The organism is Arenibacter algicola, assembly GCF_018860365.1.
Lineage (GTDB): Bacteria > Bacteroidota > Bacteroidia > Flavobacteriales > Flavobacteriaceae > Arenibacter > Arenibacter algicola_B.
In genome coordinates, this window is record NZ_JAHKPO010000003.1 from 809,646 (window position 1) to 833,422 (window position 23,777).

Here is a 23,777-nt window from a genome sequence, read left to right on the forward strand (position 1 = left end):
AACTCTTTTAATAAGAAAATATGACAAAGATTGGATTACTGTTAATGACCTTGAGTTTTATTATTGTGCCTATGGGATCCATGGCACAAGAACGGCCCAATATCATCATTATTTATGCTGATGACATGGGATATGGAGACCTTCATATCCAAAATCCGGATTCAAAGATACCAACCCCAAATCTGGATCAATTGGCCTCTGAAGGCATGCGCTTTACAGATGCGCACAGCTCTTCTGGGATTTGTTCCCCCAGTAGGTATGCTCTTCTTACGGGGACCTATCATTGGAGGAGGCAATTCGGCATTGTAGGCGCTTTTGGGAAACCTTTTTTTGATGATAGTGATGTTACCTTGCCCCAGTTACTTAAAAACAATGGATATAAAACCGCTTGTATAGGTAAATGGCATTTGGGATGGAATTGGAAATTTAAGAATGAACCTTCGGGGGAGGTAATGCAATGGGGAAGAATGAGAAAATTTTACCAACCAGAGGACGTGGACTGGAGTCAGCCTATTAGCGGTGGGCCCTTGGACAGGGGATTTGATTATTATTTTGGTGATGGAACCATTAACTTTCCTCCCTATGCCTGGATGGAAAATGACCGTTTTGTACAATTGCCGGAAAGTGTTATGGATGTTCACAATGTGGGCTTTGATATAGAGGAAGGGGAATGGGAATTTAGACCTGGCCCCAAGGTGGAAGGTTGGAACCCTTATGAGGTTTTGCCCACGCTGACCAAAAAAACGGTGGAATGGATAGGGAAACAGGATAGCAAAGAGCCTTTCTTTTTATATTTCGCCCTTCCGTCCCCGCATGCTCCCATAATTCCCAATGATGAGTTTAAGGGTAAGTCTACGGCAGGACCTTATGGGGATTTTGTTTATCAAACGGATTGGGTGGCCGGTCAAGTCCTAAAAGCATTAAAAGAAAAAGGATTGGAAGAGAATACAATAGTTATTTTCAGTGCCGATAACGGACCGGAACATTACGCCTTTGAAAGGGCTCAAAAATATGGACATTTCAGTATGGGCGAATTTAGGGGCCTAAAACGCGATGTCTGGGAAGGGGGGCACCATGTTCCCTTTATTGTAAAATGGCCAAATCACATTAAGGCAGGATCCATTTCCAAGGAAGTGATATCCCAAGTAGATATCATGGCAACATTGGCATCCATTACCAACTCAAGCATACCCACAAATGCGGCACCTGACAGTTATAATTTAACGCCACTTTTAAAAGGCAAGACCTATAGTTCCCCTTTGCGAGAGGCTACTGTACAGAACACCAACGAAAAAATATGGGCACTGCGGCAGGGAAAATGGCTTTATATAGATGGACCTTCGGGAGAGCATTCCAAAATGCCGGAAAGTTTTAAGGAACTTAGAGGGTATAAGGATTTTGAATCGGCCGGATTACTATTTAACATGGAAATCGATGCCGAACAGAAAAATAACCTCTATAATGAATATCCTGAAATTATTAAGGGCATGCAGGGCATCTTGGAAAGGTATCAACAGCAGGGGTATTCTGTTGAACGTCCAGCTAAGTAAAATAAGATAAGGAGGCAAGCTTTTATAAAAGTATGATCAGTTGATATCAACAAGCCCACAGAGTTGCATATATCCCTAAAATAGGAAAGAAGGAATTTAGAAAATAGATAGTTATAGAAACATCAGTTATGAAAAGAACAAGTAGCATAGTAATGTGTTTAATAATTTGCATTGGTGTCTTATCATCTTGCAAAAACAAAAACTCTAAAGAAACGGTTACCACCAAGGCCAAGAAACCAAATATAGTCTATGTGCTTGCCGATCAATGGAGGGCCCAGGCCACTGGCTATAACGGTGACCCCAATCTTATAGGTAAGATGCCTAATCTGGACCGATTGGCTGCACAGGGTGTAAACTTTAAAAATGCCATTTCGGTCACACCCGTTTGTACACCTTATAGGGCAGCGCTTTTGACAGGGCAGTATCCAACTACTACGGGCATGATCTTTAATGACCTGCACCTACCGGAGGAGTCCGTAACGCTGGCGGAACTATTCAAAGATTCAGGTTATAAGACAGGCTATATAGGAAAATGGCATCTAGATGGCATGGGAAGGTTTGACTATACCCCGCCTGAAAGAAGACAAGGTTTTGATTATTGGAAGGCCCTGGAGTGTTCCCATGACTACAATAACCTTATTTATTATGAAGGGGACGATAGTGAAAAGAAAAAATGGGAAGGCTATGGTCCATATGCCGAGACCCAGGATGCCATCTCTTATATCCAGAAAAATGCAGGGGATGACGAACCTTTTCTTATGGTTCTCGCATGGGGCGCACCACACTTTCCGCATGCCAGTGCTCCCAAAGAATTTCAAGAGCAGTTCAATGAAGAGGATATAATCCTTAGAGGCAATGTTGCAGATGACATGAAGGCGATAGCCAAAAAGGAAGCAGTGGGGTACTATGCTCATATGCTGGCCTTGGACAAGTGCATTGGCGACTTGGAAAAGGCGATAGACGCTGCTGGAATTTCCGAAAACACCATTATTGTCTTCACTTCCGACCATGGTGAAATGTTGGGTTCACATAGTGTTAAACCCAAACAAAAGCAAGTGCCCTGGGCAGAATCGGTAAGAGTGCCTTTCCTCCTCAAATATCCGGCTCGTTTTGGAAATAAGAAGATTGAAATTGAAGCCCCTATCAACGTTCCGGACATTCTTCCAACGCTTTTGTCGCTTGCAGACTTGCCAGTGCCAGAATTTGTTGATGGGGAGAGTATGGCCGAAGTAATTACAAACCCCGAACTTAAAAAGGATAAGGCAACACTTGTCATGAACGTCTCCCCCTTTGCAGGTAAGTCGGACGAATACAGGGGTGTTTACACTAGTCGTTATGCCTATGTGAAAACCCTTGACGGGCCATTATTCCTGTTCGACAATGAGAAGGATACACTCCAAATGAACAATTTGATCAATAAGCCTGAGTATAAGGAATTGCAGGAGGAAATGGAAGTGGTACTTCAAAAGGAATTAAGTAAAATAGGAGATGAATTCAGGCCAAGGCAGTATTATATTGATAAGTGGAACTATAATTTAAACGCTGCAGGGTATATCGATTATGGCAAAGATTCCAAACCCCAAGGACCAAAACTGAATAAATAGAAGGGCTTTATTGGAATCCTAAAAGGCATGTTTAAGTGTAATGTTGTTTGGTCGATACGGCCTTTCGTAGGGAGGCGTATTCCAAAGTCTAACGGGACAGAAGTCGCACATGTCAGGCTGGAGCTACTTGTGCGATTTCTCATATGCATTCGAAATGACTATTACAGCAATTTGCGACCTTGAATTTGAAATTGTTTATTGTTAATTGAAAGAAGAAGATTGCCACGCTGCACCTGCCGGCTAGGCAGGCCTCCCTATCGGCAGGTAAACTCGCCATGACGACACCAAGGGCTCCTTCCCTTGGACCCCTCCCTAACCCTCCCCAAAGGGGAGGGAATTGGCAAATATAAAATTGACCTGGAATTTTTCCCCCTCCTCGGGAGGGGGCTAGGGGGAGGACTTTTGGTCACTTCGACAGAGTCCCTTTTCGGGACGACGAGAAGTCGCACATATTAGGCTGGAGTCACTTGTGTGATTTAGCTCATGACATTTCTATTTTACGGGTGTTCGTGAACCTTCGCTCAAGCTTAGGTTTCTCCTCACTATCATTCGTTCGAAATGACTGGTTCGGCAACTTTTAAACTTTCAATATAAGCCTTATGTCTAGGCTCTAGCATCTAGGCTCTAGATTCTCAATACTGAATATTCAATACTCCTTTACCTCTTCGGTTTCGTCTCCGCCGTTTAATCAGCATTATTAAATTTATAGATGTTTAACTTGATTAAAGCTACTTAATAACCACAGGTAAGTATATGCCCAATATAAAAATAGCAACGCTTTCCTAAGTAAACGGAAATCCTGCCAGGAGCTGGGCACGGCATTAGCTAATCTATTTTAGTCATCACCACATAAAAAGGTTTGATATATCCGATATTTTTACCGGTTATGATGGGGGTCAATTTTGTTGCTCCCTTCTGTAGTTGAATATTTTTAATGTCTATTATTCCGTCGGAAAGCTCATTATAGTCTCTTTTTATTTTCAAATCACCCACATATAAATTTAAATGGACTTCCGATACACTTTTCCTGCCCAAATTAATTCTAATATCGTAATTTCCGGCCTCTGCTGCCACTATTTCCCAGCCAGCTATATCTTGGGCCATAGCTTCATTTCTCTCAAATACGGCATCATTTAAGTTAAGTACTGAGGGATTTTCATGAACTGTTCCAACAACAGCTGGTTGTGCATTTATAAAATTGGGAGAATTGGTCATTTCATCAAACCAAATATCCATTTCATCTTTTAGTTTTTGGGACTCCAAAGTGTTGGTGCCAATAATATTATTTTGCTCATATGGGTCATCCAGAATGTTGAATAGTTCAAACGCCTCTATTCCTGCTGTATCCTCGGTATTACCAACTAGTTTATATTGCTCTTTTCTTATAGAGATATTATTATACTTTTCCGGTCCGCCCCTTACCCAACTGCGTAAAATGGTACGATTGTCCAATGTAGAATTTTCATTGAATAATAACGGGACAAGACTTTTTCCGTCAATAATTCTATCGGTGGGCAATTGACGATTGCATAGATCTGCAAGGGTAGGCAGTACATCATAATGGGCAGCAGGGGTTTTAATATCCCTATCGCCTTTAAACTTGGAAGGAAGTCTCCAGAAACTTGGAACCCTAACCCCACCTTCGTAAACAAATGACTTTCTACCCCGCATGCCTGCGGCATAACGATCATGTTGATGACCATTATCCGTCATAAATATGACCAAGGTATTGTCTTCCAACTTTAAATCTTCCAATTGCTTAAATAGCTTTTTTAGGTTGTCGTCTATATTGCTTACCATGGCATACACCTTTCTGGCATTTTCTTTCATGCGTTCGTCCATTTCCGGAAAAGGTCTTCCGTCATTTTCAAAACCTGAGGTAGGATCAATGTCCTTATATCTGTCATAGTACTCCTGGGGTACCTGTAAAGGGGCATGTGGCGCGTTGTAGGATAGGTATAGGAAAAAAGGTTGTTCTTTATTATCCTCTACAAAGTCCATGGCTGCCTCAGTAAAAACATCGGTACAATAACCTTTACTTTGGAACATTTCCTCGTTTTTCCAAAGAATGGGGTCAAAATAGCTACGCTGTCCTTTTTTGGTATTGGGCCAATCGCCTGGCTGGCCTATTCCTCCTGATAAATGTCGTAGGGTGTAATCAAAGCCTTGGTCTTGTGGTCTGGAAGGATAGTTGTCCCCCAAGTGCCATTTGCCTACCATGCCAGTGGTATAGCCCGCCTCCTTAAGCATTTCTGCTATGGTTATTTCTTCTGTGGCCATAATAGCTCCTCCTCTATAGGTGTCCCTAACCCCTGTCCTTAAAGAGTATCTTCCGGTCATCAATGAGGCACGTGTAGGCGCACAAACTGGGGATACTATAAACTGGTCAAATCGTACACTTTCTTTTGCAAAACTATTCAGGGTAGGGGTTTGTACATGTGGATTACCATAATATCCCAAATCGCCAAAACCTTGGTCGTCCGTTACCACAATGATAACATTAGGTCTTTTTGTTTTATTGGAATCTTGTGAGCATCCTATTAAAATTAAATTAGCTAGCAGGACAAAAAGAATTTTTTTCAACTTTTTCATTTGTGTGTGATTGATAGTATTGCTATGAAAAGGTATAAGGTGTTCTTTTTGATCATTTTAAGGGACTACTTTTTATTTAAGGTAATTTTTACCTTTTCCCAAGGGTGTGGATAGGCTGTAATCCACAATTCTGGATCAAAATTCAGGTTGTCCTTATCGTAGCCCATAACAAAAACTTCTATTTCCTTACCTATCATACTTTTGTCCAAAGGAATAAAATAGGTGTAGTTCTTGTCTCTTCGGGAGGTCATAAATTCCCAATTGTTGGCAGGGTATGACGAAGCTCTATCCGGAGAGCCTATATATTTATCACCCATTTTGGCAGCGGCATAGGCACCTTCAATACCATGTTTGCCATTTAAGGCCACGGAGAGATAACTGCCCTCGGTTATTTCATCCAATACTATTCTGGACTTCCATACTTTTTGCGCTTTTTTCGTACTAGGATAGGCAAATAGGTTGGAGGCCTTCCATAAACTTCTATCCAATTTTTGTCCTTTGGCCCAACCTTCAATCTCTACGATTTGCTGGGGGGAAGTTTTAAATCTGAGATAGCGTACTTTTTTTCCAATGCTTATTTCGGATTGCTTGGCAGCCAGGTAAGTTAGTTCTTCCCAATGTACCAGATCGGTAGAGATTTCAACGATGTTACCTTCTCCAACAAGTTGGGGTTGTAAGGAAAATTCATTGGGAACAGTGATTATAAGTTTGTCCAAATAGGTGGTTTCCCCTAAATCCAATCTAAAAGTACCTCCTTCGATACGTGTATCCAATCGATATTTCTTTTGTGGCCAAAATCCGGTTTCCAGATTGCCGTCGAATAAATTTTTGTCCCAAACACCTCTATTGACAAAAGCTTCTTGATTAAAAAATGCATCCCGGGCAGCTTTCACCTCGGGAATGTTGGTTTCTCCCGATCGCAGCAAGGAGCGTACTTCCAAAGCATTGTTATCGGCGGCAAAAACAGTAGCTTCGTATAGGGTTTCTACATCTTCCGGAATAGCTATTTCTGTGAACGGATTTAGTTTACGATGAAAGTTTTGTTTTAATTCCTTTCCGGGAAATTTCAGTTTTAATTTTTTTGCTTTTAGTAATTGTTGAACACTTTTACCATTGATTTCCGCTGAGGTGTATTGTTCCCCACCTAAGAGTTGTATGTTGGCTGTAGTTCCCGGCATTCCTAAAACCTCTATTTCAGTTGGGGCGCCGGAAACATTTTTAATGGTTTGAAAGTTTGCCCCGACTATAAGGGGAGCTTCGTATTCTTCAGTCGTAGCCAAAAGCAATGAAGCTCTAAAGGGGAGCACTTCAACAGGAATGGTTTCTCCTTTTGAAAATGTCCCTATCAATTTTTCTGTAGGATGTAATTGAATCAGGGTTATATCCCTTTCAGCCTTAAGGCCAATTTCTTCGTTTAGTGTTATGGAATATGTTGCCGTTTCCCAATTTAAATTTCTAAGGCTTAATATTTGAGTTTTGCCATCCCCTCTAGAAACGGCATTGGGACCATAGGAATCACCAAGGATTTTTCCATCAACTAGAATATCCCTGTATTTTTTATGAAGGTTGTAGATATGGGCCAATTTAGAAAATTCATCGTCATTCAAAAGCCAAGGATTTCCGTAAATTTCTGGAGAGAGAATTAAGCTCCTATTGAAGGATTGCAATATCAAATCGTCTTCCCAATAATCCAAACATGATGAAATACAAACACCATGGTCTTCCGTTAGGCGTTGTAAGTCGGGAACAAGTCCTCTGGACATTGCCTGTGCTCTATGGTGTGGCGCTGTCATAGTATTTGCCATATGAACATCAATATAGGTTTCATTGCCTCCCCATAGAAAAGTAGTGGCATAGGGTTTGGCTTTATCAAGACCCAGGCGGTGGTTTAACAATATTAAATCAGGACTATGATCACGGGCTTCTTCCATCATAGTAATAAAGGCATCTTCTTTTTCTGGGCGTAGGGGACCACAAACAGCATCAAATTTGAACAGGGCAAAATCATAATCCCTACATAGTTTTACCATTTGATCTATTCTCGCCTTTTCTTCCTCGGGTGTATCCCCAAATCCGTCAGGTCCTCCCCAAACCCCTAATCTTATGTCCAAGGTTTTAGCTTGTTCGTAAATAGGGTCAAAGCCATCGGGAAATTGTTTTTTAAACCTATCGGAATAAATACTGCCATAAAAATTCTTGCCATCTATGGCCCCGGCATCCAAGGCATAAATGTCCAGTTGCATCCCATATTCTTCTTTAAGCCAACCAAAAAAATCTAAATTGATCTTGGTATGTTCCGCTGTGGCCCCTTCATTGGTATTGTTGATCCAACTAAAATATTGCGCCTTGGAAGGCGTGCGCTCGTCTGCTCCCGCAGAAATATTGTTTTGGGCCATTATGGTCCAAAATGGCACTAATAGTAGGCAGTAAAAAATATGCTTTTTAATGGTGTAAGTTTGTGAATTCATGGGAGTTATAGGTGTCAAACCATTACTTAAATACATGAGCAGAAATTGGGGCCTGTAATAAAGTAATGGCGTTTTATGGTTATTATTTAGGTGATACAACAATGGAGTAAACCCCTTCATTGAGTTCAAACTTTCCTGTTTCCAGATTTTTTATGCTGCTGTTTTTAAGTAATACCCCGTTTTTAGTGATACTTATTTTTTGGGATGGAACCTCCTTTAAATTAACCATACCCATACTGTTTTTTGGGATGGTCATCTCATAGCGGTAGTTGCCCAGTGATTCCTTCTTCCAATTGGATACTATTGTACCAAAGGGGGACTCATATTTGGTGTTCACAAACTCTAAGCCGGCAGGGGTAGAGGGCGATAGTACAAATTTTTTGAATCCTGGATTCTCAGGGTCTGGCTGTATGCCTCCAAGCCAGCGGTAAAACCATTCGGAAACAGATCCGAACATGGGGTGGCTGTTGGAAAAGACACCATCACTTTCCTTCCAGGTCTCCCAAATGGTGGTGGCTCCGTTGTCTACCATAAAGCCCCAACCTGGATATTCCTTACTGTTTACCACCTCGTAAACCGCTTCTGGGGAAATATTTTTGGAGATGGTCTCAAGGGCGTATTTGGTCCCAAATATACCAGTATTCAGGTGGCCGTTAGGGCCATTTTTCAAAGCCTTTTGTAAGGAGTCCTTGGCAGCTTCAAGTTCGTTCTTTGGGACTACGTTGTGATATAGCAATGTAGAAAACAGGGTCTGGCGATTTATCTTCACGTTTACCGGTTTGTCCCAGAATTCGGCCTTTATTAGCCCACGAAGTTTTTTTGCGAGACTGTTGTATTTGTTTTCATTGTCCTTGTCGCCCATCACCTTGGCAAATGTTTCCATTATTTCGGCACACTGCAGATAATGAGAAGTTCCCGTTAATTGCACAGGGACAGGTTCTAAGGATTCATGGTCACTAAGGCCATTGTTCACCATACCCTCAGGGTGGATTCTTGCTACTTTATCCATCCATTTTATATTCTCCTCATAAAGTTCCTTAACAAAATCCGTGTCGTTATAATAGAGATATAGGTAATATTGTGTGGTAAGATAGGCGGATTCCCAGCTAATACCACAATATTCCACACCTGCAAAAGGGGCGGTGTCCACAAAAGTGGAATCTTTCATGGCGTCTACCCAGTCGTATACCGTTTTGCGGTAGATACCTTGCATATCATAATTGGTGATATAAGATTCACTGGTAGCGTTCAAATCGCCACCGTAACCGAATTTCTCCCGTGCGGCGCAATCTGATTGTACGCTTACCAGGTTGGCCAAAAAGGTTCTTTCGGTGATCTCTTGAATTTTATTGAATAGTTCGGAAGAACTGTTAAAATCCCCTGCGTCATCCACATTGGTATGTATGGCCAACCCCTGAATGTCGGAAATTTGGGGAGCTTTATTGAGCCCCTTGATTTCCATATATCTATAAACATGATAGGTGAATTCCGGTTCAAACCAGGCAGAACCATCCTTCCCAATTACATAAGTGTCCGTTTGCCAAGCAATATCTGGAGCTCCCGGTCCGCCAACACCTTTCCTTTTTATTTGGCCGATTACTGTGGTCATTGGGTTTAGGCTGCCATCATCATAAATGCGCTCTCCAAACCTGAAGTTGATGGTATCTCCTATTTTTCCAGATAATTTAATTTTATAAGTACCTGTAAAATTAACACCCATGTCCACCAAGTAAACTCCATTTTTAGGGGAAGTAACGGCTGTGGGAGTTATGGTCTTGGTAACTTGGACAGGAGGAAAAAATGCCTTTTGTAGATCCCCACCGGGGCTATTGCCTACAATAGCGTATCTCCAAGAGGTATCTTTAAAACCAGGGAGTTGCCATCCTTTTACTTCCTGCCTTGCATCGTAGACCGTACCCAAATAAACGCTGTTCCTTATAATTGGTCCATAAGAATATTTCCACGAACTGTCGGTGATAATACTTTGACTGTCACCGTTCTGGTATTGCAATACAAGATTGGCGATAAAAGTTGGTTTACCAACACTGAGGTCTTTCCTTAAATTTCGTCTTCCCCATTTTCTTAAGGGAAGCGGATTGTAGAAACCATTGCCCAAACTGACACCAAGACTGTTATTTCCTTTTTTGATCTGAGAGGTGATATCATATTCAGTGTAGTACGTTCTTTTGCTATAGTCCGTCCAAGCAGGATCCAGCACGTTTTTACCAATGGGTTCGCCATTTATGCTTCCTTTGTAGTAACCGGCAGAGGTAATATAAAGAGTTGCCTTTTTTATTTTGCTTTGGGCTTTAAATTCCTTTCTGAAAATTGGAGCGGGGTGGTCCAGGTAGAAAAGCGAATCTTTTTTCGGCAGACTGCGGTTATCCGTAATCCAAAGGGCATTGTCAAAATCCTTCGAGATTGGAGATGGAAATTCATTCTCCTGGAGTTGGTGATTGTTTTCGATACCCTTATAATCCGTTGTAGCCAACTCCCCTTTGTAATTGCTGTTTTGGTCAGAGGAATTGTAAAGGCCGAATAAGGCAATTTGACACCCTACCAAGATGGTTATCATTAGGATCAGGTTGTATCTTAGATCCTTGATTTTCGATTTTAGGTTGTTTTTGATCATAATATGGATTCAATAATAATTTTAGCTTCTAAATTTTTACCTGGAAGGGTTACCATCTAGGTTTACATGTTTTTATAGTTGTTTATTCGGATATAACCTTTGCATCGCCCCAATTGCCAAATACTTTTTTTCCTGAAAAATCCAATAAAATAAAGTCTAGGCCACTTACGTCTATATCAATATTTACTTTCCCTTTTTTGATGTTGCCACTATCAAATAGTATCCGTCCACCAAATTTTTCCTCTACCATTACTTGAAACCTACCTGTGGCTCCTTTTGGTGAGCTTTTATCCAATGAGACTACCGCCTGAAAACGTTGGGCTTTTCCATTGAGTCTATACATTACTTCAGAATTGCTTTTTACCCCTAGTCCTTTTTCGTATTTCTTGCCACCAACTTTTAAAGGTTTTCCATGAAAATTTTTGTTTTCCACAGGGGCATTTCCTTTTTTAAGCATATAGTAAATATCGCTCAGATATGTGGTTCCATTTTTGGTTACGGTGTACTTTTCTTCCGGTACCGGTGTAGGTCCGGCAACAGGGGCACTGCCTACAGTCCCTATTTTAAGCAATAGGTGTTTGTGTTTTCCAAGATTTTTTGCGGTAAATGAACCATTAAATTTACCTAAGTCTTTTTGAAGCCAAAGGTCCCTAATATTTTGTGTCCCCGACACTCCAATTTGGTCCCATTGCACGGTGATGTCCGATCTTTTTTCACCTTTATTGAGCATTAATACGGCCGTAGTTCCATCCGATAATGGCTTGTTATATATTTCAAGGCTATCCTTGTCATACACTTTAAACCCTTGGTGTGCCCTTGGATCTTGATTAATGGCGATTACTTCAGATGCCAAAAGAATGTTTTTAACCTCGTCGGACATGGTGCGTAAATCATTTCCTGCCATAATGGGTGCGGCCAAAATACTCCACAGACTAAAATGCGCCTTGTCTTCTACGGTACTCTTTAGATTGCCCACCTGAAGCATATCTGGATCGTTCCAACTGTCGGGTCCGGCAAACTGCCATAAACCTTTGAAGGCGGGATGGATAGCTCCATCACCTCCGGAGGTTTCCGCACAACGGTAGACCGATTGTATTCTTGGATAGATATCCATAGAGGTGCGCCAAAGCTGTCCATAATTTTTCCCTCCCCAGGCCCAGGCACCACTGCCAAAGTCTGAAATACTCAAAACCATTGGCCTTCCGGTATTAAGGATGGCCTTATGGTAAACGTCGAAATCTTCCGTAGATAACCTTCCATTTTTCCTGGCGAAACAGGCATCCAATTTAATGTAATCCACACCCCATTCCGCAAAGGAATCCATATCTATTTGTTCGTGCTCAAAACTACCCGGCAAGTTCTGACAGGTCTTATCGCCCCTACATTCGTAAATACCATACTTAAGTCCCTTACTATGGATATAATCCCCAACGGCCTTCATACCTCCTGGGAACTTAATGGAATCGGCAACCAATTGTCTCTTTTCGTTTCTTTCAGGGGCCATCCAAGCATCATCCAAAACCAGGTATTTATAACCTGCATCCCGCATTCCGGAACTTACCATGTAATCCGCGATTTCCTTTATTTTCTTTTCATCGATATCCTTTTCAAAGGCATTCCAACTGTTCCAGCCCATAGGTGGAGTAGGGGTTAGGAACTTACTATCATAGCTGGGGACATTTCTAATTTCCTGATGTATGTTATAGGCAGTTTGTTGTTCCTTTAAAGCTATCATAGCCTTCCCCAACGCTTCTCCTATAAGAAGGTAAGATTTTGCATTTCTATTCCAGTGATAAAATTGTTTTGATGGGGAATCTTCAGTCTCTATATAAAAATCCCTAGTATCAACAACCGATATATTATCCTTAAATTCTGGATAGCTCGTCATGGCCATTTGTGCGTTCATAAGGGAAAGTGCTCTAGGATCCTTGTCTTCCCATCCCTTCATACCAGTGGTGGCAATTACAAATGGTAAGGTAGGGGTTCCCAAATCTTTGCGTATATCTTTTATGAAATGAATTAAATTCTCTTCGTAGTATTTGTTTGCTGTCTTGGTGACCCGATCATTCCAGCCCTGATGCCATCCAAAGCCGGCAAGTTCATAACCTTCACCTTGATAATCGGGAACATATTCCTGCAAATTGTCCAATACCTTATGGATAGTAGATAGCATTTGTACATAATAGTATCCGGTATCCTTGGGTTGGGAGGGGATGCGTTTGTATCCAGATTCGCCTACCGCTGAGGGCGGACGAAAATCAACGGCCAGACTCTTGCCGCCCCAAGACGTTTTTATAAGGAGTATCTTGTTTTCATAATGGTCCCCAATAACATGGCCAAAACCAAGTTCAGGACCAATGGTAGTATCAAACGCACCATAACCGGCACTTAATTTTCCGCTTTTTATAGAATCGAATTTATCCCAGGTATATATAAACACATCATCCCGTTCCGACCATTTTCCATTTTCGTCCACCAGGTGTTGGTAAACGCCTTTTTTGTCGTTTTCAATTACCCACTTCAAGTTGCCCTTTTCCCCTTTTTCCATCTCTCCATGGCCTTGCATATTGGACTGTCCGGCCAGTATAATTATTTTAATAGGTTGTTGGGCCGTAGCCTTTAGACCTAGGCAGAGTACCAGCAGTAGGAGTAGGGGGAGTCTATTGGAATATTTGCTTTTGGATTGCTTGATCATTGGGTAATCTTAATTTTAGGGGGGTTATTTGTTGATGTAGAAATATCGTATCCTACAAGTGTTTCCAATTCTCTTTGGGTCTTCTTTTTCCGCTATTTTTATCTGTAGAGTGTGTTTCTTATTTTCCAGTCCGTTTGCCAATGTAAAGAACCAAGGCAAGTGTAGGCTTCGGCTCCAATTGGTCAGTAAATCCAATTTTTGCCATTCTCCTTTGTCTATCCGGTAATGGATAATTCCGGCATCGGGGCCAGCTGCTACAGCAATCCCTACAGTGTTGCCAACGAATGTAAGGCTTGCTTTTCCCTTATTGGCCTTCTCGCCGATCAGCATGGGTACATTGGTGTAATTGTTTCGGGTTCCTTTTCCATCTTGTGGTTCCCAGTTGGGTACCAATTTCCAATCTCCACTGATTTTGGCATCAGAAATATCAATTAGCACCCCATTATCATAGTTTAGTTCGTCCAAAGGCTCCGGCAAATTGTGACTTTTTATTTTATCATCTTCTGCAGCAGGGCCGGTCCATGAGTTTTTTAAAAGGGCAATCATGGAGCGCGCATATACACCTTGCCCAAAAGGGGATGGATGTAGGTTTTTAAAATCATCTTTCCAGGTAAATTCCCCGGCGTCAATCCGCTCTGTTACTTCCTTGGCCAGATTAATAGTGGGAATGCCGTAATGCTCGGCCACTTTTTCATGGTTAAGAATAACCTTTGGGGTTTGGCCTTGACGGTATAATTTCATCTTGCCGGGGTCCACAAAATGCATGATAACTATATCTGTTGCCGGATTTTGGTATCTCGCATGGCGTACAATACCTTCCATTGCCCTTATCTGCTCTTCATCTGTCCTGCCATTTGTGGCATCGTTTACGGCGGCTTCCTCAAATAATAGGTCTACCGGCCCATCGCTAAAAAGATCGCGCTCCATACGGAAGGCGCCCGGAGTTGAACCTGTAGAAGGGATGCCCGCAGCAATGAACTCGAACTGGGTGTCCGGAAATCTATCTTTTAAATAATTGGTGATGCTATCGCGCCAGCCACCGTTATAGGTAATAGATCCACCTAAAAAGGCTACCCTGCCTTTTTTTTCATGTTCAAATTTAATCTGACTGTTTTTAAGTCCTCCCCTTAAGTTGTGATAAGCTGAAGGGTCAAGCGATTTAGCTTCCGGTTTGCTGTAATATTTAATGAAATCGGCACCCAATCTCGGCGTCTCAATAGGGAAATGATGCCCGTGAAGGGTTTGTTTCCCCTCGGTACAGGTGACCACTGTGGCTATACCACCTAGGGCTAAATATTTATTTATTAAAGGAAAGGTGTTTTCCTTAGGGGGAACTACGGAATCCGTAAGGCTAATCATGTGTAATACAGGAACTTTGGCCTTGGCTAGATTCTCAAGGTTATCTATGGGATTATCGGCGTACTTTTTGGCTTCGGCATCCGATTTAAATCCATATTCCTCCTTTAATATTTTCCAGGCTTTTTCCGAACCCATACCTGTTCCAAATCCACCAGGCCAACTTTTAAAGTCGCATACTGGGGCTTCTGTATAGATACAACTAACCAGTTCTGGATGCATTTTTGCCCAATTGTAGACAAATAACCCCCCTCTACTCACACCTTCCAGAGCTACTTTTTTATCAAAATCATGAGACCTGATCAGGTACTTGTAAAATCTATCCCAAGATTTCATAGCTTTTGGACTGCCAAACTGGTCGTTGGTGTTTAGGTAGGCAAGGTGAAAACCTTCGGAAAGTAAAATGCTGTCCATTTCGGAATGCCATCCCGGGAAGCGAGCCCTCCATACCCAGGGCTTGCCCGGTGTGGTTTTGGTAGGTTCTATTACAAAGGCATTTTTTCCATCAAACTCAAAATCATATCGACTAAATCCTTTCCAATCTGATTTTTTGCCAGGAAAAGTCTGATCTACCAAAACAGCCTCTTTACCGCTAAGGTTCTCGAAGATAATTTTTGCAATTTCTCCAGCACCTTCTCCATTGGGATGTATAGCGTCTGGAAATAATTTGCCTTTTCCGAGCATAGGCGTATAAAGGTCTATTAATTTTAAACCTTGCTCTTTGGCAATTTCCCTTATTTTGGGATTCACCTCATTGGTTACGATTTCGGCACTGATCTTTCTGCCCTTTTCGTAAACGGGAACGGCCAAACACGGATATATGGTTGGCTTGGATGCTAAATTTTGAAAAGATTTAAGGAGTTGAAGATAATCGGCTTCAAACTCATCCTTGTACACCCAGTTAAAATCCTTGCTATCATTGGTTCCCAGCTTTATAATAACTATATCCGGATTATAGGCCAGGGCGTCTTTATAGGCTTGGGTTTCTATATAGGGTGAATTCCCTTTTGATAAAAGGGTGCGGCCGCTAATTCCAAAGTTTTTTACTTCATATCCTTCTCCCAGCATACGGGCCAATTGTTCGGGATAGGCATCCTTGATTCGGTCCTTTATTCCATACCCAAAGGTGATGCTGTTTCCAATACAGGCTACTTTTATCTCTTTGGTTTCTTGCGCGTTGGCATTGGCAAATGAAATTAAGAAGAGGAATAGTAGTATAAATTTTAATTGCTTCATTTGAGCTTTAATTTTTCTAAGGTATTATTGATTTAATTCGTCGGTGCTTTTTTTGTAAATTCCATTGGAAATTTGGCATCTACCTCATCCCACCATTTATATAATTTCTTGTATAAATGTTCCCTTAATTCCGGTAATTCGGAAGCTAGATCGTCCCTTTCCCCTATGTCATTTTTAATATTGTAAAGTTCCATCCTGTAATCATTGAGAAATACGATCAATTTGTAATCCCCATCCCTGATGGCACTGCTGGGACTTCCCTTTTGGTTGGATATATGTGGATAGTGGAAATAGGTGTATTCGTGTATATTCTTGGACTCTCCTTTTAATATTGGGACTATACTTTTTCCATCCACATGTAAATCCGGTCTTAAGGGTTGCCCGGTCATTTCCAAAATGGTAGGATAAAAGTCATTACTGGTTATAATGGCATCGGAAACGGTTCCCGGCTCTATAATTCCGGGCCATTTAATTATGGCCGGTTCCCTGATACCCCCTTCATATAACCAACCTTTTCCTGCTCTTAAAGGAGTGTTTGCCGTAGGAGTGCCTTCCGAAGTGGAAAGTCCGCCATTGTCCGAAAAGAAAACAACCACAGTATTATCTGCAATACCTTTGTCCTTTATTTTATTGAGAATTTTGCCTACGGCCATGTCCATGGATGCTACCATAGCTGCATAAGTAGGGTGGTCTTGTGTTTTTCTATAGGTAAAGGTTTTATCACCTGTGGTTTCTTCAGCAAATCTGTCCGCATCGGTCAGGTCCAATTTTTCCTTCTTTTTATTGTATTTCTCAACCCTATCGGCAGGGGCATCAAATGGGGCGTGGACGGAATAGAGTGAGAAATACAGCAGAAATGGGTCGTTTGCATTTTTTTCGATGAAATTCACGGCTTCTTTCGCCAATCTGTCCGTCATATATTCCCCTTCAGGACCATTTTCCAAATTGGGAATATTCCAAGGTGAGAAATATTTGTTCTTAATATATAGGCCACCTCTAAAATGACCAGCTACATTAACATCAAATCCCTGTTTATCAGGCCAAAAGGTTTCTTCACCCTCTACATTGTTAAGGTGCCATTTTCCCATAAAGGCCGTTTTATATCCAGCTTCTTGAAGCAGTTCAGGAAACAATACTTCTTCCAAGGGTAGATTTCTTTTATAGTCCGGATTCCCTGGACCCCCTATCCATTGGGTCAAGTCTATTCGCGCTGGGTTTTTTCCCGTTAGAATGGAAGCCCTGGTGGGGGAGCATATAGGAGATGCGGCATAGGCCTGGGTAAAGCGTATTCCTTCCTTTGCCAATTGGTCTATATTGGGTGTTTCGTAAAAAGTACTGCCATTGGCGGAAATGTCCATCCATCCCAGATCATCAACTAGGATAAACACTATGTTAGGTTTTTTGTTTTGGGCGTGAATATTAAAGGAGAGGAAAATCGGAAGTAATAATAAAAATCTTCTTTTTAATAGGTCTGATATCATGGTCAATGCTGTTGAATTTTTTAAAAGTAAAGCGTACTTCTCTAATAAAGTTGACGAATTTGGAAGGGGCCTACCCTATGTTTTTATTAGGGAAAGTTAAATTTAATGTGAATAAGGCATTTTTCATTTTAAAGTGATATTATTTTTTTGTCTATTCATGGTCTCCGTCTAATTATTCCCCTAATTGTGGTTTAAGTAAATTGCCCTAAACTTTCGGTAAGGGGAAAAGGTCTTGTTTATATTTTTTGAGTTCTATATTTGACCACCCACTTGATTAAGAATGGTTTAAGAGGTTTTTATTTAAATTGATTTTGTAGTTGTTCTGCCAAGAGCGCTACTTCCTCCTTTAGACCAGCCATGTCCGCAATATTGACGTTTTCCTTGGGGTCGGCAAAATGGTCGAATAGTTCATGGTCCAAAAATTTACCCTTCTTGTTTAATGTTTTGTCCCAGCTATACCATCTTATGTATCTATACTGATCTGTCCTTATAGAGTAGCCCATGCGTTCTTGGTCCCTGGTTTCCATGGGGCCAAACCTGCCGAGTAGAAATTGACTATAGGCAGCGGTATTCCATGCTGTTTCTGGTTCGTTTAATAGTGGGGTTAGACTCTTGCCTTGTAAATGGGAAGGAACAGGGAGTCCGGCCAATTCGCATAATGTGGGATAGATATCCACCAGTTCTGTAAGTGCTTTGCTTTTTTCACCTTTGGCTTTTATCTTGGCTCCCCCAATTATCATAGGTACATGGGCATCTATGTCATAATTGGACATTTTTCCCCAACCATTGTGTTCTCCTAGCTTCCATCCGTGGTCTCCCCAAAGTACTACAATAGTATTTTTTAAAAGGTCCAATCTTTTTAATTCATCCATGATTCGCCCTATCTGTGCATCGGTGTAAGAGACACTGGCATAGTATCCATGTTTTACTTCCCGTTGCCTGTCCAAATCCCATGCTTGTTCTGTTGGTTTGGGTAATTCGTGGTTGTCGTCATAATATCTTAATTCCTGGTCACCGTGAACCGTATAGTCCGGACTTCCCTTTGGAGGATATTGGTTGTCGGCCAATGGTATGGAATCCCTTTGGTATAGATCCCAATATTTCTTTGGGGCATTAAATGGCAGATGGGGTTTGTAATACCCTACGGAAAGAAAAAATGGTTTTTTCTCAATGGCCAGTTCCTGTAATCTATGAATGGCATAGGTCGTCTGAGCCCCGTCATAATAAGCGTCGTCTTCTACATCGGCACTCTCGGTGGAATTTGCTTTAAGGTACCAATGGCCTAATGGATCCAATCTGTTTTTTCCTTCGGCGATCAACTTTTGTTTTTTTGCTTCCTGTATGTCCAAGTTTAATTTGGAGGCGTATACAGCATCGGGATCAAAAGGGAACCCTTTTAAATGAGGTCTTTCTGTCCAGGATATAGAATCCGGTATGTCATTATGGAAGGTTTTTCCCAGGCCAATAGTGGTATAGCCGTTTTGTTTAAAGTATTGGGGTAGGGTAACCACGGTTGGTAGAATATCCCGGAATTTTGTTGACAGATCCCATACTTGTATGGAGTCGGGACGTAAGCCCGTTAGCAAACTTGCCCTGGAAGGATTACAGACCGCCTGTTGGCAATACGTCCTGGTAAAAACCACGCCCTCTTCTGCCAACTTATCAATATTGGGGGTTTTAATATATGGGTTGCCATAACACCCCAGTTCCGGCCTTAGGTCATCTACGGGTATAAAAAGAATATTGGGTGCTATGTCCTCCGTTGTCCCACTTTTCTCTGCGCAAGAATATAAAATAGAACAGAGTGCGGTTAAACCAATTATTGTTAATTGACTAATATGTTTCATTTCTATGCAGTTTGGTATTGAATATTTTTTTCGATGAAGTTGAAATTTGCGAAAAAGCTTAAACGATTCACTTCTTTTTTTGTTAGATATAAAATAGGTTTTTTGAATTTTCTAAGTACTAAAGCATCTTGTCGGCAAACTTTATAAAACATGTTTTAAAAGTAGACTAATATGGTGATTTGACAAATTTTAAATTGATTTTTGTGTAAAATTTCATATTTGATTTGTGATTATCATTAAAGCAAATTTCACATAAGTAATTGTTTTTCAGGTAAATATGTGATATTTGTGATTTAACTTAAATTTAAAGTTTATTGTTTTGTGGATATTTTTCTATATTTATAAAATTATTCCGGCGGATTGATGCTTTGTTATTTTTTGATATTCTTAATTTATCATTAATAAGTGATTAAATTGAATATTTCGGAATTTGGGCCAAGTAATTTTGTGGCTTGTTAAGCAGGATGTTGGTTTTATGAATGTTTAATTGATTTTTGAAAGAGATATGGGTTTTAGGAACTCGATTGGTTTGTTTACTGCAATTTTGATCATTGCGGGTTGTTCGGAAGCGAAAAAAGAAAAGGGTGTTGTAAGTACCAAACCTAATGTTATCCTTATATATGCCGATGATCTGGGAAGGGGATTACTTTCAGTGGAGGGGCAGCGCATTATTAAAACACCAAATATAGACGGCTTGGCCAGTGAGGGCATGCGTTTTGAAAATGCCTATGGTGCTATGTTCTGTGCCCCGGCAAGGGCCAGTCTTATTACAGGCTATCACGATGCCCAAAAAGATCGGTGGAAAATAACTGCAGGGGGGCTGTACCTAAATATTTCCAGAGGCACTATGGATCAAGAGGAAATTGAACAGAAGCTGAACGATCAGTTGGGTGAAATTCCAGAAGATGAAGTGTTTTTGGCAGAAGTATTTAAGTCTTCAGGATATGTTACGGGAGAAGTTGGTAAACTGGAATGGGGTTTTTCAACTACAGACAAGCAGATGAAAAGACATGGTTGGGATTACTATTATGGATATTTGGACCATGTGCGTTGTCATGGATTTTATCCGCCTTTCCTGTTTGAGAATGGAAATTTGATCAATATTGAAGGCAACACTTTGGCAAACTGTGGTAAGACCATGGAAAAGGAAACGGAAAAAGCCTATGAAGAACGATGGAATATGGAAGGAAAGACTAACTATTCCCAAGACCTATTTCTAGAAAAAATATTGACTTTTATAAGGGGTAATAAGGATAAGCCATTTTTTCTTTATCACCCTACCCAATTGCCGCACGGTCCTGTAGCAATTCCCAAGGTGCATGAAGACTTTGTCAATGATGATAGGCTTACGCAAATTGAAAAAGAGTATGCGTCTATGGTGAAAATGTTGGATGACCATGTAGGTATCATTATGAATGAGCTGAAGACTCTTGGGATTGATGATAATACCATGGTGGTCTTTACCTCCGATAATGGACATGAAATATATTATTCCAAGGAAGGCAGAATATTAAAACCGGTAAGGAACATGAAAACCGGGGAGTTTTTTGACGATTTAAATACCAAGTATTATAGTGAATTGGCAGGGGATGTGTTTGATGGTAATGATGGTATGGCAGGAATTAAAAGAAGTAATTGGGAAGGTGGGGTTAGAGTACCCTTAATAGCCAGATGGCCGGGTAAGATAAAGCCAGGAACAACATCGGATGCCTTGGTTTCCAACTATGACTTTATGGCTACAATGGCAGATTTGGTGGATTTTGACATCCCTGAGAGCAAGGACGGGGTTTCCTACCTTCCAGAGTTATTGGGAGAAAAAGGACAAGAACATGATTATGTGGTGTATTCTTCGTTTTTGGGACCGGCCATAGTATCCAAAGAAGGTTGGAAACTACGATATTTTGCAGCTGATGATATTTTTCAATTATACTATCTGCCAGATGATTATAGGGAGGAAAAAAATCTTTATGAGGGTAATGAGGAGAAAGCTGAAAAGTTGAAAAAAATATTGATAGAGGAATGTGACGGTGATTTGAACAATGGATGGTTCAAAGTAAGAAGTAGTATTTTACCTTATATAAGGTCTTGATTATGGCGCATAAGTTTAAATGTAGTCCAATGTAATTGTCTTAGGTTTTATGTCAGAGGAGTATGGGATAAAGAAATAATTTTTTGTAATGAGATTTAAGGAGCAAACCCCCGACGAATTCTTAATATCTGAATTAAAAAATAACAAAGAGGAGGCTTTTGATTGTATTTTTCGAAGGTACTACAAAGGGCTTTGTGCTTATGCCACCAATTATGTTTATGATCTGGACCAGGCTCAAAGTCTTGTTCAGGATTGCTTCGTGAAGCTATGGGCCAACCGTGATAGGGCGGATAGTATAGAAAGTTTACCGGCATATCTGTCGCGCATGGTAAGGAACAGATGTATAGATCATATTAGGCAGGTTAAGTCGTTGGAGAAGCTACACGAAAAATTGGAATTGGAGGAGTTCGTAATCAACGCAGAGAATTCTTTGTTGTCCCGTGAGTTCGAGGAACTTCTTGTCAAAGCAATTTCCGCCCTTCCCAAAAAGAGTAAAATGGCCTTTGAGTACAGTAGGTTCGAGAATCTTACCTATAAGGAAATTGGGGTTAAAATGAACATTTCAAGTAAGGCGGTCGAAGCCCTACTGAGTAGGGCCTTAAAACTGTTGCGTAAAGATTTGCAGCCTTATTTTACTACGGTTGTACTTGCCATTTTGATTTGGATGTCAAAATTGTAGCAGAATCAACATATTTGACTGCAGGTTTATGTTATTTCACTGTATTGAATGTGGATCTATATAAGGTTGGTAAATAGCAAGGCTTGTCTCATCTTCTTCTTTCCACAACGGCATTTTCCATTCTTTTTTGGAATCTTATCTGCCTATTTTCCTAGAACAAAATTTATGCAATTTGAAAAAAAATGATGGGTTGGCAACATTTTTTTTATATTATATATTAATGATGTAGATATTCTTAATTTACGTCTTAAGCCTTGTTTTTATTGGGGTGGAATGGTTTGTGTGTCATTCCTTTCTTGATGTTCTCACTTCATTTACAGCATTAATTTAACTTTTTTTTTACATAAACGTAGGGTGTACTCTATTATGGCTCGTCATTTAACTGAACCATATCTATAAAGCAATTGGAAAAAAAAGAAAATAAGATTGAACGTATCATAGCCAAGTCCTTTAAAGGTGAGCTGGATTCTAAAGAACAGATTTTCTTGGATCAATGGATTTCCTTGTCGCAAGAGAACAAAAAGAAATTCGAGATTTACGAAAAATTGTGGAAAAGATCTGGAGAGTTGTTGTTGTCCAATACTATAGATGTAGAAGCATCACTCCTAAAAACCAAAAAACGTATACCGGATTTTCGATTTAAAAGAAGATTCAGTTTTGGCAATCTTCGGGTTGCTGCAGCATTGATTCTTGCCATGGGGCTTGGATTCCTGTTCAATTACCTTCTAGGGGCCAACGATTTAATTGATGGTACATCCGGAACAGTGTACCAAGAGGTAAGGGCGTCCTATGGTACCCGTACCAAGCTACTTTTAGCGGACGGAACCAATGTTTGGCTTAATTCAGGGAGTACACTTAAGTTCCCTGTTATTTTTGATAATACGGAGGAAAGGGTAGTAGAGTTAAATGGCGAAGGCTATTTTGATGTAACCAAGAATGAATCAAAGCCATTTATTGTCAATACGGCCGGGTTGGATGTAAAGGTGTACGGTACCTCCTTCAATGTTTCCGCTTATGATGAATATGACTCTATGGAAGTAGCCTTGGTGGAAGGGAAAGTGAGTTTGGTGCAAGGAGATAAAGGAAATAGAAAAGAGTATATGGTTTTGAACCCCAATGATGTGGTGGAGTGTAATATCAGCGAGAAAAGATTATCCCGTATCAGCGATTCCAAGATGAGTAGGTATACCGCATGGAAAGATGGCCAAATGGTTTTTTATGGGGATCCAATAGATAAGGTTGTCAGTAGATTGGAAAAATGGTACAACGTGGATATTGAAATAAGTGACAAGGCCCTTGAAAATTATAGGTTCACAGCAACTTTTAATGATGAAACCTTGGAGCAGGTTCTTAAACTGTTAAGTCTGTCTTCGCCTATGGAATATGAAATTTTGGCATCAAAAAAAATGAATGACGATAGCTTCAGTAGGAGGCAGGTAATATTGTCGATTAAAAAATAATAGCATTAACGAAAACTCTAACAAAAACAACTTAAACTTTCTTGCCTATGATAAGATGATTGAAAAAAACAGGAAAGTGTTGACGCAC

Annotated in this window: 12 protein-coding genes; 5 read left to right on the top strand and 7 right to left on the bottom strand. The window is 40.6% G+C overall.

The genetic code is table 11. From position 1 onward, the window contains the following. Positions 1-20: 20 nt before the first annotated feature. The gene (locus KO529_RS05160) at positions 21-1,550 is read left to right on the top strand and encodes a sulfatase family protein (RefSeq protein ID WP_215946827.1); all 1,530 of its coding nucleotides are present in this window, start codon (positions 21-23) and stop codon (positions 1,548-1,550) included. A 128-nt stretch (positions 1,551-1,678) separates the two neighbouring features. Beyond that, on the top strand, positions 1,679-3,154 hold the full coding sequence (locus tag KO529_RS05165; protein WP_215946828.1) for a sulfatase family protein: 1,476 nt from the start codon (positions 1,679-1,681) through the stop codon (positions 3,152-3,154). 825 nt (positions 3,155-3,979) lie between these two features. Here the strand turns inward: KO529_RS05165 and KO529_RS05170 are convergent. The 7 genes from KO529_RS05170 to KO529_RS05200 all read right to left on the bottom strand — a co-directional run bounded on the left by KO529_RS05170 (position 3,980) and on the right by KO529_RS05200 (position 19,461). Continuing rightward, on the bottom strand, positions 3,980-5,746 hold the full coding sequence (locus tag KO529_RS05170) for an arylsulfatase (RefSeq protein WP_215946829.1): 1,767 nt from the start codon (positions 5,744-5,746) through the stop codon (positions 3,980-3,982). Between the two features lie 65 nt (positions 5,747-5,811). Then, a complete protein-coding gene (locus tag KO529_RS05175) occupies positions 5,812-8,214 on the bottom strand; it encodes a hypothetical protein (RefSeq protein ID WP_215946830.1) in 2,403 nt (800 codons plus the stop codon). A gap of 82 nt (positions 8,215-8,296) precedes the next feature. Then, positions 8,297-10,846: a family 78 glycoside hydrolase catalytic domain gene (locus tag KO529_RS05180; RefSeq protein WP_215946831.1), complete on the bottom strand. Its 2,550-nt coding sequence runs from the start codon at positions 10,844-10,846 to the stop codon at positions 8,297-8,299. 82 nt (positions 10,847-10,928) lie between these two features. After that, entirely contained in the window at positions 10,929-13,541 is a 2,613-nt protein-coding gene (locus KO529_RS05185) for a sialate O-acetylesterase (RefSeq protein WP_215946832.1), read from the bottom strand. A 24-nt stretch (positions 13,542-13,565) separates the two neighbouring features. After that, on the bottom strand, positions 13,566-16,133 hold the full coding sequence (locus tag KO529_RS05190) for an SGNH/GDSL hydrolase family protein (RefSeq protein WP_215946833.1): 2,568 nt from the start codon (positions 16,131-16,133) through the stop codon (positions 13,566-13,568). 32 nt (positions 16,134-16,165) lie between these two features. Beyond that, positions 16,166-17,614: a sulfatase gene (locus tag KO529_RS05195; RefSeq protein ID WP_215946834.1), complete on the bottom strand. Its 1,449-nt coding sequence runs from the start codon at positions 17,612-17,614 to the stop codon at positions 16,166-16,168. 296 nt (positions 17,615-17,910) lie between these two features. Beyond that, entirely contained in the window at positions 17,911-19,461 is a 1,551-nt protein-coding gene (locus KO529_RS05200; protein WP_215946835.1) for a sulfatase, read from the bottom strand. Between the two features lie 505 nt (positions 19,462-19,966). Between KO529_RS05200 and KO529_RS05205 the strand changes: the two genes are divergently transcribed. The 3 genes from KO529_RS05205 to KO529_RS05215 all read left to right on the top strand — a co-directional run bounded on the left by KO529_RS05205 (position 19,967) and on the right by KO529_RS05215 (position 23,689). Further along, entirely contained in the window at positions 19,967-21,550 is a 1,584-nt protein-coding gene (locus KO529_RS05205) for an arylsulfatase (RefSeq protein ID WP_215946836.1), read from the top strand. Between the two features lie 88 nt (positions 21,551-21,638). Further along, positions 21,639-22,229: an RNA polymerase sigma-70 factor gene (locus KO529_RS05210; RefSeq protein WP_215946837.1), complete on the top strand. Its 591-nt coding sequence runs from the start codon at positions 21,639-21,641 to the stop codon at positions 22,227-22,229. 404 nt (positions 22,230-22,633) lie between these two features. Further along, positions 22,634-23,689, top strand: coding sequence for a FecR family protein (locus tag KO529_RS05215; protein WP_215946838.1), 1,056 nt, complete (start codon positions 22,634-22,636; stop codon positions 23,687-23,689). Positions 23,690-23,777 lie beyond the last annotated feature (88 nt).